Genomic DNA, 13,753 nt, shown 5'->3' on the forward strand with positions numbered 1-13,753 from the left:
TAGTGTTTACCCCGACTTTTTCCACCCAGATTCACGCGGAGATTTTTCATGTTGGAAGCCTATCGCCACCACATCGCCGAGCGCGCCGCGCTGGGCATTCCGCCGCTGCCCCTGACCGCCCAGCAGACCGCCGACGTGATCGAGCTGCTCAAGGCTCCGCCGGCCGGCGAGGGCGAGTTCCTGCTGGACCTCATCACCCACCGCGTTCCCGCCGGCGTCGACGACGCCGCCAAGGTCAAGGCCTCGTACCTGGCCGCGGTCGCGTTCGGCACGGAGAGCAACGCGCTGATCTCGCGCGCCCGCGCTACCGAACTGCTGGGCACCATGCTCGGCGGCTACAACATCCATCCGCTGATCGAACTGCTCGACGACGCCGAAGTCGGCACCGTCGCCGCCGAAGCGCTCAAGCACACCCTGCTGATGTTCGACGCGTTCCACGACGTCCAGGACAAGGCCGAGAAGGGCAACGCCAACGCCAAGTCCGTGCTGCAGAGCTGGGCCGACGCCGAGTGGTTCACCAGCAAGCCGGAAGTGCCGCAGAGCATGACCGTCACCGTGTTCAAGGTGACCGGCGAAACCAACACCGACGACCTCTCGCCCGCGCCCGACGCGACCACCCGTCCGGACATCCCGCTGCACGCGCTGGCGATGCTCAAGAACAAGCGCGACGGCATCGAGCCGGAAGAAGACGGCAAGCGCGGTCCGATCGCCTTCATCGAATCGCTCAAGGACAAGGGCCACCTGGTCGCCTACGTCGGCGACGTGGTCGGCACCGGTTCCAGCCGCAAGTCGGCGACCAACTCGGTGCTGTGGTTCACCGGCGAGGACATCCCCTTCATCCCGAACAAGCGCTTCGGCGGCGTGTGCCTGGGTTCGAAGATCGCGCCGATCTTCTACAACACCATGGAAGACGCCGGCGCGTTGCCGATCGAACTCGACGTGTCGCAGATGAACATGGGCGACGTGATCGAACTGCGTCCTTACGAGGGCAAGGCGTTCAAGAACGGCGAGGTGATCGCCGAGTTCGCGCTGAAGTCCGACGTGCTGCTCGACGAAGTCCGCGCCGGCGGCCGCATTCCGTTGATCGTCGGCCGCGGCCTGACCGCCAAGGCGCGCGAAGCGCTGGGTCTGCCGGCCTCGACCCTGTTCCGCCTGCCGAGCAACCCGGCCGACACCGGCAAGGGCTATTCGCTGGCGCAGAAGATGGTCGGCCGCGCCTGCGGTCTGCCGGAAGTCGACGGCAAGCAGGCCGGCATCCGTCCGGGCACCTACTGCGAACCGAAGATGACCTCGGTCGGCTCGCAGGACACCACCGGCCCGATGACCCGCGATGAGCTCAAGGATCTGGCCTGCCTGGGCTTCAGCGCCGACCTGGTGATGCAGTCGTTCTGCCACACCGCCGCCTACCCCAAGCCGGTCGACGTCAAGACCCACCACGACCTGCCTGCCTTCATCAGCAACCGCGGCGGCATCGCCCTGCGTCCTGGCGACGGCGTCATCCACTCGTGGCTCAACCGCATGCTGATGCCCGACACCGTCGGCACCGGCGGCGACTCGCACACCCGTTTCCCGGTCGGCATTTCGTTCCCGGCGGGTTCCGGCCTGGTCGCGTTCGCCGCGGCCACCGGCGTGATGCCGCTGGACATGCCCGAGTCGGTGCTCGTCCGCTTCAAGGGCGAACTGCAGCCCGGCGTGACCCTGCGCGATCTGGTCAACGCGATTCCGCTGGCGGCGATCAAGAGCGGCCTGCTCACCGTCGCCAAGCAGGGCAAGAAGAACATCTTCTCCGGCCGCATCCTGGAAATCGAAGGCCTGCCGCAGCTCAAGGTCGAACAGGCCTTCGAACTCTCCGACGCCTCGGCCGAACGCTCGGCCGCTGGTTGCACGGTGAAGCTGGATGCCGAACCGATCATCGAGTACCTGACCAGCAACATCACCCTGCTCAAGTGGATGATCGCCGAAGGCTACGCCGACCCGCGTTCGCTGCAGCGCCGGATCAAGGCGATGGAAGGCTGGCTGGCCAACCCGCAGTTGCTGGAAGGCGACGCCGACGCCGAGTACGCCGCGGTCATCGACATCGACCTCAACGAAATCGTCGAGCCGATCGTCGCCTGCCCGAACGACCCGGACGACGTGAAGACCCTGTCCGACGTGGCCGGCGCGGTCATCGACGAAGTGTTCATCGGTTCGTGCATGACGAATATTGGTCATTTCCGGGCAGCCGCCAAGTTGCTGGAAGGCAAGCGCGACATCCCGACCCGTCTGTGGGTCGCGCCGCCGACCAAGATGGATGCGTCCGAGCTGACCAAGGAAGGCCACTACGGCACCTTCGGCACCGCCGGCGCGCGCATGGAAATGCCGGGCTGCTCGCTGTGCATGGGCAACCAGGCGCAGGCGCGCGAGGGCGCGACGGTGTTCTCGACCTCGACCCGCAACTTCCCCAACCGTCTGGGCCGCAACACCAACGTGTACCTGGGTTCGGCCGAACTGGCTGCGATCTGCTCGCGTCTGGGCCGCATCCCGACCCGCGAGGAGTACATGGCCGACGTCGGCGTGCTCAACGCCAACGGCGACAAGATCTACCGCTACATGAACTTCGATCAGATCGAAGACTACAAGCAGGTCGCCGACACCGTCGCCGCCTGATTCGGCTCGCCTATAGCGGCAAACAAAAACCCCGGCTTTCGCCGGGGTTTTTCTTTGCGCTGGCGCGATGTGGATCGGACAATCGCGCCGGCAACGACGGAGGCGTGGGGGATCGCTCCGCCGTCGTTCGTCTTCAACTCAATCAGACACGGATTTCGCTATGAAACGATCGCTGTTCCGCCTCGCCTCGACCGCCGCTTTGACCCTCGCGCTGGGAGTGCCGTTGGCCGCCGTCGCCGCCGACGACGATGAACCCTATCGCGACGCCGCCCAGGTGCGCGCCGAACTGGCCAAGATCCTGACCTGCCAGGCCAAGCGCGCCGACTTCATGCGCATGGGTAGCGCCTTGACCCCGGTCTACTACGAACAAACCGCGCAGCCCGCGCTGGCCGGATGGAGCCGGGTCAAGGACGACAACGCCTTCGTCGGCGTGTTGAGCATGCCCGAGGCGATCACCGTGTACGGCCACTCGACCAAGCAGCTGATGATGGTGGGCGAGGGCGTGCTGGCGGTGCTCGACGGCGATCTCGCCGACGCGCTGTCGAAGCAGTTGAAGCTCGCGCCCAGCGACCAGCCGCTGGCCGGCCACATCCGCGTGCGCGAAGTCAGCCGCGAAGCGCTGGGCGACGGCGTCCAGGCCACGATCACCCAGACCGTCAGCACCATCACCAGCCACCCGGGCAAGACCTTGGTCGGCTGCGAATACCGGATGATTTGGTAATCCGTTCGCGGCGGCTGCCGCGCGGCCGAGGTCCGCGTTGCGCTTGCAGTTAGCGGCCGCAGGCGCAGTTTCTGATCGCGTCGCAATCACGCGATCAGACTGCAGGAGCTGCGCGAGCTGCGACCGCGACACCACGCCTGTTCGGCAAGTATCGACCGCGCAGAGGTCTACCGCCCGCTCGGCACCAACACCGCCACGATCTCCGCCAGCGCACCAACCGCGGCATCGCCAGACCCGTCGCAGGCGGCGCGCACGATCGCGCCGTCTACCGCCATCGCCAGCGCCGATGCGCGCGCCTCGCGGCGTCCATCGTCGGGCAACAGTTCGGCGATGCGTGCCTGCATCTGCCGCTTGTGTTCGCGCGAGCGCTGCACCGCTTCGGGCAAGGCCGGGCCGATCTCGGCCACCGCGTTGATGAAAGCGCAGCCGCGGAACTGCGGATGGGCGAACCACTCGGCCATCGCCGGCGCCAACGCCGCGACATCCGCGCCGAAGCGAGTCAGCGCGCCGTCGAACCAGGTCATCCAGCGTTCGTGCCGGTAGTCCAGGAACGCCAGGATCAACTCGTTCTTGCTCGGGTAGTGCCGGTACAGCGTCACCTTGGTCACGCCCGACTCGGCGATCACCCGGTCGATGCCGGTGGCGCGGATGCCTTGCAGATAGAACAAGTCGTGCGCGGTCTGCAGGATGCGCTCGCGCGCGCTGGCGGGCGCGGCGACGGGCGGGGCGGTTTTGCGGTTCATGGGGCGATGGTAGACCGATTCGTCTACCTATTCCATCGATGTAGACAGGTCGTCCTACATGGGCTAGATTGGCGACGTAGACAGATCGTTCTACTCATCCCTTGGAGCCGATATGGAACCCCGTCCCCCGTTGCCGCCGTTCACGCGCGAAACCGCGGTGCAGAAAGTGCGTTTGGCCGAAGATGCATGGAACTCGCGCGACCCCGAACGGGTCGGGCTGGCGTACTCGCTGGACACGCGCTGGCGCAACCGCGCCGAGTTCGTCCAGGGGCGGGAAGCGGCGGTGGAGTTTCTGCGGCGCAAGTGGAGCCGCGAGCTGGAGTACCGCCTGATCAAGGAACTGTGGACCTTCGAAAGCCATCGCATCGCGGTGCGTTTCGCTTACGAGTGGCGCGACGATTCCGGCCAGTGGTATCGCAGCTACGGCAACGAGAACTGGGAATTCGGCGACGACGGGCGGATGGCGTTGCGGTTGGCGAGCATCAACGACAAGCCGATCGCGGAAAGCGAGCGCAAGTTCCATTGGCCGCAGGGGCGGCGGCCGGACGATCATCCTGGGTTGAGCGAATTGGGCCTCTGAGTCCGACGCCGGCGCAATCCCGACAGCTTCCTGTAGGAGCTGCGCGAGCTGCGACCGCGAAACACGCTTGCGTCGTAAGCCGGGTTTCGCGGTCGCAGCTTGCGCAGCTCCTACAGACGGGACTTCGTTTGTTCGCGCGGTGGCCCGGCAGATCAGGGGCCGATGAGCGCGTCCAAACCCGCATACACCGCATCGCGCAGATCGATGGTGAACTCGCCGTTCATGCCTTCGATGGCGGTGTTGGTCAGTGCGACCACGCTCAGTTTGCGCGCCGGGTCGACGAACCAGGAATGTCCGTACACGCCGCCCCAGGCGAAGGTGCCGGGCGATTGCGGCGTGTGGGTGGCGAGTGGGTCGTTGAGCACGGCCGCGCCGTAGCCGAATCCCCAACCCGGGTCTGGGCCTTCGGCCGAGGCGGGCACTCGGTCGCGCAGCATCGCCGCCACCGATTCGGGCCGCAGCAGGTCGCCGCCGCCTTGGCGCAGGGTTTCCAGCAGACGCAGCACGTCGCCGGCGCTGCCGGCCATGCCGGCGCCGCCTGAGGGATAGGAGTTCGCGTTCTCCAAACGGCCCGGCGCATAACGCAGCACGCCGTCGTAGAACGGCAGCTCGGTGTGTTCGTGCATGCGCGCCGGCCGATGCGAACCGTCGGCAGCGCGTCCGTCGGTGTAGGGCGTGGCGGTGCGCTTGTAGTCGGCGATGGCGAAGCCGGTGTCCTTCATCGCCAACGGCGCGAGGATCAGTTCTTCGATCAGCTTCGGCAGCGGCGTGCCGGTGGCGAGCGCCATGACGTGGCCGAGCACGTCCAGCGAGATGGAGTATTTGAAGCTCTGGCCGGGCGCGAAGCGCAACTGGGTCTGGCTCAGGCGCTGCAGGTTTTCTTCGATGCTCAGGCCCGGTTGATCGAAACCGTCGGAGACCTCGAAGCGGTCGTAATCGTTGCCGCTGGCTTCGCCGAAGCGGTAGCTCAGTCCGGAGGTGTGGTCGAGCAACTGACGCAGGCTGATGACCGGCTCGCTGCCGTCTGCAAGGCGCGGGCGGAACTGCGGCAAATAGCGCGTGACCGGTGCGTCCAGATCGATCCGGCCCTGTTCGGCCAGTTTCACCGCCGCGGTTGCGACGATGGGCTTGGTCACCGAAGCCAACAGGAAAATCGCGTCCTCGCGCATCAGGCGGTCGGATTCGCGATCGGCCAGGCCGGCGGCGCGGCGGTAGACGGTTTCGCCGTCGACGGCGACCAGGATCACCGCGCCGATCAGGCGGCGCTCGACCAGCGCGCGATCGATCGCGGCGTCGATGCGGTCGCGCAAGGCGATCGGGGCGGGGTGCGCGGTGAGCGCGGCCGAGGCCACGGTGTCGAGAACGGGCAGATTCATGCTGGGGCGCCTGTGTCTTGGCTTGGGTGGGGCCAAGCTGGGCGCTTATGATGCAGTGCACAAGTGACGGTGGCGAAACACTGCGGTGCCGCGGCCGGATTGAGTTTTCGGGCGGTTCGGCGCAGGCGTGGGAGTCCGGTGGGGCGGGGTGTGCGGGCTTTGCGCGCGGGCTTTGCCGATTGCGTCGGCCCGGCCGATCTGCCCCTGATTTCGCCCGATCCCGTGTCCTTTCAAACCGTCATCCCCGCGAAGGCGGGGATCCAGGGACTTATCCAGGCAGGGCTCTGAAGTCTCTATTCCTTTGACTTCTGACCTCGCCAGATCCCATGCCCTCTCAAACCGTCATCCCCGCGAAGGCGGGGATCCAGGGCTTTATCGCGACATGGCTCTGAAGTCTCTGGATCCCCGCCTTCGCGGGGATGACGGGCAAAAGCGCTTGCGACTAGGGATTGAGTTGGCGCAGCCGAGAATAGGCACTGGCCAAGAAGACGCCGGCCAGCAATCCTTTTCCCCTGTCCGCAAGCTGCCGCGCCCATGTCCATCAGCGCTTACATCGCCATCGAATTCGCCGACCCCATCGCCATTCGCGGACAAAGATCGCCCGATTATCCGCGCACGATGCACTTCGACTTATCGTCATGCGGATTCGACTTGCCCGGCGGCGCCTTGGGGCTCATCCACCGATTCGAACTGCCGCAAGTGTCCGCGCCCTACGCCTTGCTGGACTGGGCCCGCCCCATCAGCGAGGCGCAATACCTGCAACTGATCGGGCCGCCGGACCTCGACACGCTGGCGGCGAAGCATCGCAGCCTGCGCTTCATGCTCGATTGGCGCAAAGAGCCTGGACACGAAAACCACTACGGCCAAGTCGAAACCGTGTTCGCGCTGATCGAAGAATTCCGCTCCGGCAATCGCGCGCTGGCGTACACGCTGACCGTCTCGGACATGGGCTGACACCGCGCCCCGCAAACAACGACGGCGGCCCATGGCCGCCGTCGTGTGGTTCAAGCAAGCCGCGCGCTTACCCCGCCGCGACCACCCGCATGCCCGCCTTCGCCGCCAAGGCCTCGAAGCCCGGGAACGAGGTCGCGACATTGGCCACATCGCCGATGCGCACGTCGCCCGACGCCAGTTGCGCGGCGATCGCCAGGCTCATCGCGATCCGATGATCGCCATGGCTGTCGGCGCTGCCGCCGTGCAAGGCGCCGCCGTCGATGATCGCGCCGTCCGGGGTTTCTTCGATCCGCGCACCCAGCGCGCGCAGACCCGCGGCCATGGTCGCGATGCGGTCGGATTCCTTGACCCGCAACTCGGCCGCGCCGCTGACCACCGTGCGGCCTTCGGCCACCGCCGCGGCGACGAACAACGCCGGGAATTCGTCGATCATGTCCGGCACCAGCGCTTCGGGCACTTCGAGGCCGCGCAAACGCGCATGGCGCACGCGCAGATCCGCGACCGACTCGCCGCCTTCGCTGCGCGGGTTTTCTTCGACGATGTCCGCGCCCATCAAGCGCAGCGCGGCCAACAGCCCGGTGCGGCGCGGGTTCATCCCCACCGCTTCGAGCAGCAGATCCGAGCCCGGCACCACGCTGGCGGCGACCAGGAAGAACGCGGCCGAGGAGAAGTCCGCCGGCACCGCGACGTCGGTCGCGCGCAAGGCGTGGCCGCCGCTGAGCTTGGCGTACCCCGGCGAGAATTCGATCGGCCAGCCGAACGCGGCGAGCATGCGCTCGGTGTAGTCGCGGGTCGGGTGCGGTTCGTGCACGACGGTTTCGCCGCGCGCGTACAGACCGGCCAGCAACAGCGCCGACTTCACCTGCGCGCTGGCGACCGGCAAGGTGTATTCGATGCCGGTGAGTTCGCGTCCGCCGTGGATGCGCAGCGGCGGCAAGCCGCCTGCTTCGGTGTCGATGCGCGCGCCCATCGCCGCCAACGGCTCGGTGACCCGGCGCATCGGCCGCTTCGACAAGGACGCGTCGCCGATCAACACGCTGTCGAACGCCTGCCCCGCCAGCGCGCCGGCGAGCAGGCGCATGCCGGTGCCAGCGTTGCCGCAGTCCAGCGGCGCATCGATCCCGCGCAGTCCGCGCAGGCCGACGCCGTGGACGATGCGCTCGCTCGCGCTCGGCGTTTCGATGCGCACGCCCAGGCGCTCGAACACCCGCGCGGTGGCGCGGGTGTCTTCGCCTTCCAGAAATCCGGTAACCCGGGTGACGCCTTCGGCCAGCGCGCCGAGCATCACCGCGCGGTGCGAGACCGACTTGTCGCCGGGCACCCGCAACGAGCCGCGCAATGGCGTGCCGGCGCTCGCGACCCAGGCCTGTTGCGCTTGCGCGCCGTGTTCGGCCGCCGCCGCGCTCATGCCAGCACCTCATCGAGCGCGGCCAGCAGACGCCGATTCTCATCGGGCGAACCGACGCTGATGCGGATGCAATCGGCCAACCCGTAACCGCCCATCGGACGCAGGATCACCCCGCGTTCGACCAGCGCCGCTTCGATCCGCGGCGTGCGTTCGCCGAATTCGACCAGCACGAAATTGGTCTGCGACGGAAACACCCGCAAACCGCGCTGGCTCAGCGCTTGAGTGAGCGCCGTGCGTTGCTCGGCGTTGCGCGCGCAGGCCCAGTGCAGATGCTCGGTATCGCCGAGCGCGGCTTCGCACGCGGCCAAGGCCGGGCCGTTGACGTTGAAGCTCTCGCGCAGACGCTCCATCACCGCGATCAGCCCCGGCTGCGCCAGCAGATAGCCCACGCGCAGACCGGCCAGGCCATAGGCCTTGCTGAAGGTGCGGGTGACGGCCAGATTCGGATAGCGATCGAGCAGGCTCAAGGCGCTGACGTAATCCGGCGCTTCGGCCATTTCGGCGTAGGCCTCGTCCATCACCACGATGACCTCGCTCGGCACCCGGTCGAGGAATGCGATCAAGGCATCGCGGCCGAACCAGGTGCCGGTCGGGTTGTTGGGATTGGCCACGAACACCAGCTTGGTGTCCGCGCCGATCGCCGCGGCGATCGCGTCCAGGTCATGGCCGTTGGGCATCGCCGCATCGCGCGGCAAGGCCTCGACGATGTTCATGCGCGCGCCGGCCGCCTGGGTCGACAGCGCGAACACCGCGAAGCCGTAGCGCGAGAACACGATCTCATCGCCGGGGCCGGCGAACACCTGCCCCAACTGCATCAACAACTCGTGCGAACCGTTGCCGAGCTGGATCTGCTTGACGTCCACGCCGTGCCGCGCAGCCAGCGCGCGCTTGAGATCGGCGCCGAGCGGATCGGGATAACGGTGCAGCGCATGCAGCGAATTCAAAATCGCTTCGCGCGCGGCTGGCGAGGGCCCATAAGGGTTCTCGTTGGAACCCAGTTCGGCCAGATTCGCCACGCCGAAACGCTTGCGCAGGGCCACCAGATCGTGGCCCGGATCGTACGCCTTCAGCCGTTGCACGCCCGGCTGCGCGCGCGCGGCGAACCACGCCTCATCGAAAGCCGGCGTTTGAGCCGACTGCGCCGCCTGATTCATGCGATCGCCACCGGGTAAGAACCGAGCACCTTCACTTCATGGGCGAGCTCTTGCAGTTCTTCCAGCGCTTCGCGCATCGCCGGCTCTTGCACGTGGCCGCCGATGTCGACGAAGAACGCGTACTGCCAGCGGCCGGTATGGCCCGGACGCGACTCGATCCGGTTCATGCTCAGCCCGCGCTTGGCGAACGGCGACAGCACGCTGTACAGCGCGCCCGGCTGGTCCTTGATGAAGATCAGCAGCGAGGTGCGGTCGTTGCCCGACGGGGTGAACAATTCGCGGCCGATCACCAGGAAGCGGGTGGTGTTGTCGGGCCGGTCCTCAATCGGGCCGGCGACGGTGCGCAGGCCGTAGACGTTGCCGGCGCTGGCGCCGGCGATCGCGGCGGCGTCGTCGGCGTTGCGCGCGCGGCGCGCGGCCTCGGCGTTGCTGGAAACCGCGATCTTCTCCGCCTTGGGCAGGTACTGGCGCAGCCAGGCCTTGCACTGGGCGAACGACTGCGGGTGCGAGTAAACCCGTTCGATGTCCTCGATCCGGCCGCTGCGCGACAGCAGGTGCTGATGCACGCGCAGTTCCACTTCGCCGCTGATCTTGAGCTTGGAAGTCAGGAACATATCGAGGGTGGACTGGATCGTGCCCTGGGTGGAGTTCTCCACCGGCACCACGCCGAAGTCGGCGCTGCCGGCTTCGACTTCCTGGAACACTTCCTCGATGCTCGCCAACGGCAGGCCGTGGATCGAATGGCCGAAGTGCTTGTACACCGCCTGCTGCGAATGGGTGCCTTCCGGGCCGAGGAAGCCGATTTTCAGCGGCTCCTGCTGGGCCAGACAGGCCGACATGATTTCGCGGAACAGCCGCACCAGCACTTCGTCGTTGAGCGGGCCGTCGTTGCGGTCGACCACCCGGCGCAGCACCTGCGCTTCGCGCTCGGGGCGGTAGTAATCCACCGCCGCGGCGAGCTTGCCCTTGGCCTTGCCGACCTGATTGGCGAACTGCGCGCGCTCGCCTATCAGTTGCTGGATGTGGCGGTCGATGCCGTCGATGCGCTCGCGCAGCGTGGCCAGATCCGGCACCGCCGCGGCCGGCGCGGCGTCTTCGGCCTTGGCGGCTTTCGGCTTGGCGGCGCCGCTCTTGGCAGCCGCGCTCTTGTCCGCAGCGCCCTTGGCGGCGGCCGATTTCTGTTTGCCGGGCTTGGCCGGCTTCTTGGTATCTTTGCTGGCCATCTCAACCGTGCCGTTGTTGGAAGTCTTGCATGAAGCTCGCCAACGCCTGGACGCCGGCTTCCGGCATCGCGTTGTAGATCGAAGCGCGCATGCCGCCGAGGGCGCGGTGGCCCTTGAGCGAAATCAGGCCGGCGGCTTCGGCCTGCTTGAGGAAGGGCTTGTCCAGCGCTTCGTCCTTGAGGAAGAACGGCACGTTCATGCGCGAGCGCGCGGCCGGCGCGACTTCGTTGCGGTAGAAGCCGCCGGAGTTGTCGATCGCGCTATACAGCAGCGCCGACTTGCGCGCGTTGCGCTTGGCGAACTCTTGCACGCCGCCCTCGGCCAGCATCCACTTGAACACCAGCCCGGCCAAATACCAGTTATAGGTCGGCGGGGTGTTGAGCATCGACTCGCCCTTGACGTGGGCGCGGTAGTCGAAGATTTCCGCGCGCGGCTGGCCGGCGCGTTCGAGCAGCTCGCGCTTGACGATCACCACGCTGACGCCGACCGGGCCGAGGTTCTTCTGCGCGCCGGCGTAGATCACTCCGAACTTGGACACGTCCAGCGGCTCGGACACGATCGAGGAGCTGAAATCGGCCACCAGCGGGACGTCGCCGACGTCCGGGATGTCGCGGAACTCGACGCCGTGGATGGTTTCGTTGGCGGTGTAGTGGACGTAGGCCGCGTCCTTGGACAGGTTCCACTCGCCGCGCGCCGGAATCTCGCGGAAGCCGTTGGCCTCGCCGTTGGCGGCCACGTTCGCGGCGACGTAAGGCTTGACCTGCTTCAATGCGGTCTTGCCCCAGTGGCCGCTGACCACGTAGTCCACGGTCTGGCCGGGATCGGCGAAGTTCAGCGCGATCAGCGCCTGCTGCGCGGTCGCCCCGCCCTGCAGGAACAGCACCGCGTAATCGTCGGGGATCGACATCAGCGAGCGCAGGTCGCGCTCGGCCTCGGCGGCGACCTGGATGAATTCGGAACCGCGGTGGCTGAGTTCGACGATCGAGGCCCCGGCGTTGTTCCACTCCAGAAGTTCCGACTGCGCCTGCAGCAAGACCGATTCGGGCAGGGTCGCGGGACCGGCACTAAAGTTGAAAGCGCGGGACATCGGAAGCTCCGTGGTAGTGGGGTGGCCCCGCAGTATGCCGCAGTGCAGCACCGTGTGTATCTGTCGTTACTCGCGCAACTTTTGCCCCGCCAGCTGCCTCTATGGAATTAAACGGTCCGTAGTGCGTCAAACATACGTACCGTCCACCGCGGCGACCCGCCGCCAAGCCGTTCCGGAGCCGTCTCATGTCGTTGCGCGAAGTGCTCAATCTGCCCGCCTCCCAGATCACCGATGAAGGGGTCTATCGCGACCGCCGACGCCTGCTCGCCGCCCTGGCCCTGAGCCCGGCGCTGGGCCTGTCGGGCTGCGCCGAGGCCGAAGCCCCGCCGCCGCCGGCCGCGGCGCCGCCGAGCCCGGAACAGCTCAAGGCCGGTTTCCGCACGGATGAAACCCTGACCCGCTACCAGGACGTCACCACCTACAACAACTTTTACGAATTCGGCACCGACAAGGGCGACCCGTCGGCGGCGGCCAAGACCCTGCGGCTGAGCCCGTGGACGGTCGCGGTGGGCGGCGCTTGCGCCAAGCCCGGCAAACTGGCGCTGGAAGACCTGATCAAGGGCCTGACCCCGCAGGAGCGGGTCTACCGGCTGCGCTGCGTGGAAGGCTGGTCGATGGTGATCCCGTGGCTGGGCGTGCCGCTGGGCGAGATCCTCAAGCGCTTCCAGCCGACCTCCAAGGCCAAGTACGTGGCCTTCACCACCCTGGCCGACCGCAAGCAGATGCCGGGCATCGCCTACCCTTCGATCGATTGGCCCTACCGCGAAGGCCTGCGCATCGACGAGGCCATGCATCCGCTGACCCTGCTGGCGACCGGCCTGTACGGCAAACCGCTGCCGCAGCAGAACGGCGCGCCGCTGCGGCTGGTGGTGCCGTGGAAGTACGGCTTCAAGAGCATCAAGTCGATCATCGCCATCACCTTCGTGGAAAAACGCCCGGTCACCAGTTGGAACGAACTGCAGCCCAGCGAATACGGCTTCTTTTCCAACGTGAACCCCGCCGTCGACCACCCGCGCTGGAGCCAGAAATCCGAGCGCCGGATCGCCGGCACCGGCAGCAAACTGTTCGCCGACCGCATCCCGACCCGGCTGTACAACGGCTACGGCGATCAAGTGGCCAGCCTGTATGCGGGCATGAACCTGCGGACGTGGTTCTGAGATGAGCGAAGGCGTTCCGAACAGCGTGGCTGCGGCCAAGACGGGTCGAGCGGACGCGGGCCCATCGCGCGGCAAGGTTCAACGCCGGACTCCGGTCGGCGTGGTGGTGGCCAAGGTCGTCGCCCACGTTCTCGCGCTGACCCCAGCCGCGATCCTGGCCTGGCAGATCCGCGAGGAATTCCTCACCGGCAGCGGCGGGCTCGGCGCCGACCCGATCGCCGAAATCGAACACCGGCTAGGGCTGTGGGCGCTGCGCCTGCTGTTGATCGCGCTGGCGGTGACGCCGCTGCGCCAGCTCACCGGCCAGCCGGTGCTGCTGCGCTTCCGGCGCATGCTGGGCCTGTACGCGTTCTTCTACGCGACCCTGCATCTGGCCGCGTACCTGGTCCTGGACCTGAAGGGCTATTGGACCCAGATCTTCGAAGAGATCGCCAAGCGCCCCTACATCACCGTGGGTTTCCTGGCCTGGCTGCTGCTGATCCCGCTGGCGGTGACCTCGACCCAGGCGATGATGCGCCGGCTCGGCAGCCTGTGGGGCCGGCTGCACAAGCTGGTGTACGCGATCGCCGTGCTGGCGGTGCTGCATTTCTGGTGGCTGGTGAAATCCGACATCCGCGAGCCGGCGTTGTACGCGGCAATCCTCGCGGTATTGCTGGGTTGGCGGTTGTGGAAACGCCTGTCCAAGCCCACACCGAAACAGCCGA

11 protein-coding genes and 1 pseudogene are annotated in these 13,753 nt (G+C 67.0%); 6 read left to right on the plus strand and 6 right to left on the minus strand.

What is annotated here, in order from left to right; translation table 11 throughout:
* The first annotated feature begins 48 nt into the window (after positions 1-48).
* A complete protein-coding gene (acnB, locus tag V7787_RS32590) occupies positions 49-2,646 on the plus strand; it encodes a bifunctional aconitate hydratase 2/2-methylisocitrate dehydratase (RefSeq protein WP_336091516.1) in 2,598 nt (865 codons plus the stop codon).
* A 160-nt stretch (positions 2,647-2,806) separates the two neighbouring features.
* Positions 2,807-3,367: a hypothetical protein gene (locus V7787_RS32595; RefSeq protein WP_336091518.1), complete on the plus strand. Its 561-nt coding sequence runs from the start codon at positions 2,807-2,809 to the stop codon at positions 3,365-3,367.
* A 167-nt stretch (positions 3,368-3,534) separates the two neighbouring features.
* Here V7787_RS32595 and V7787_RS32600 read toward each other — a convergent pair whose 3' ends face one another.
* Positions 3,535-4,110, minus strand: coding sequence for a TetR/AcrR family transcriptional regulator (locus V7787_RS32600; RefSeq protein ID WP_336091519.1), 576 nt, complete (start codon positions 4,108-4,110; stop codon positions 3,535-3,537).
* A gap of 112 nt (positions 4,111-4,222) precedes the next feature.
* Between V7787_RS32600 and V7787_RS32605 the strand changes: the two genes are divergently transcribed.
* Positions 4,223-4,690 carry a nuclear transport factor 2 family protein gene (locus V7787_RS32605; protein ID WP_336091520.1) on the plus strand — a complete coding sequence of 156 codons (468 nt, stop codon included), beginning with the start codon at positions 4,223-4,225 and terminating at the stop codon, positions 4,688-4,690.
* A 152-nt stretch (positions 4,691-4,842) separates the two neighbouring features.
* Here V7787_RS32605 and V7787_RS32610 read toward each other — a convergent pair whose 3' ends face one another.
* Positions 4,843-6,066 carry a serine hydrolase domain-containing protein gene (locus tag V7787_RS32610; RefSeq protein ID WP_336091521.1) on the minus strand — a complete coding sequence of 408 codons (1,224 nt, stop codon included), beginning with the start codon at positions 6,064-6,066 and terminating at the stop codon, positions 4,843-4,845.
* Between the two features lie 534 nt (positions 6,067-6,600).
* On the opposite strand from V7787_RS32610, the gene V7787_RS32615 reads away from it, so the two are divergent.
* A complete protein-coding gene (locus V7787_RS32615; RefSeq protein WP_336091522.1) occupies positions 6,601-7,020 on the plus strand; it encodes a hypothetical protein in 420 nt (139 codons plus the stop codon).
* A gap of 67 nt (positions 7,021-7,087) precedes the next feature.
* Here V7787_RS32615 and aroA read toward each other — a convergent pair.
* The 4 genes and pseudogenes from aroA to serC all read right to left on the minus strand — a co-directional run.
* Positions 7,088-8,383: pseudogene (gene aroA / locus V7787_RS32620) on the minus strand (3-phosphoshikimate 1-carboxyvinyltransferase); the annotation flags it as partial.
* 41 nt (positions 8,384-8,424) lie between these two features.
* Positions 8,425-9,582: a histidinol-phosphate transaminase gene (hisC, locus tag V7787_RS32625; RefSeq protein ID WP_336091523.1), complete on the minus strand. Its 1,158-nt coding sequence runs from the start codon at positions 9,580-9,582 to the stop codon at positions 8,425-8,427.
* The gene (gene pheA, locus V7787_RS32630) at positions 9,579-10,805 is read right to left on the minus strand and encodes a prephenate dehydratase (protein WP_336091525.1); all 1,227 of its coding nucleotides are present in this window, start codon (positions 10,803-10,805) and stop codon (positions 9,579-9,581) included. Before pheA ends, hisC begins: the two co-directional genes overlap by 4 nt.
* Before the next feature lies 1 nt (position 10,806).
* Positions 10,807-11,892, minus strand: a complete 1,086-nt coding sequence (gene serC, locus V7787_RS32635; protein WP_336091526.1) for a 3-phosphoserine/phosphohydroxythreonine transaminase — start codon at positions 11,890-11,892, stop codon at positions 10,807-10,809.
* A gap of 185 nt (positions 11,893-12,077) precedes the next feature.
* Here serC and msrP point away from each other — a divergent pair, with 185 nt between their 5' ends.
* Together msrP and msrQ are read left to right on the plus strand one after the other, a co-directional pair.
* Complete coding sequence (gene msrP, locus V7787_RS32640) at positions 12,078-13,049, plus strand: protein-methionine-sulfoxide reductase catalytic subunit MsrP (RefSeq protein ID WP_336091527.1); 972 nt, start codon at positions 12,078-12,080, stop codon at positions 13,047-13,049.
* A gap of 1 nt (position 13,050) precedes the next feature.
* Positions 13,051-13,753 (plus strand): protein-methionine-sulfoxide reductase heme-binding subunit MsrQ (msrQ, locus tag V7787_RS32645; protein ID WP_336091529.1); only part of this gene is annotated, 703 nt, incomplete at its 3' end.

Source organism: Pseudomonas sp. CGJS7, from assembly GCF_036961695.1.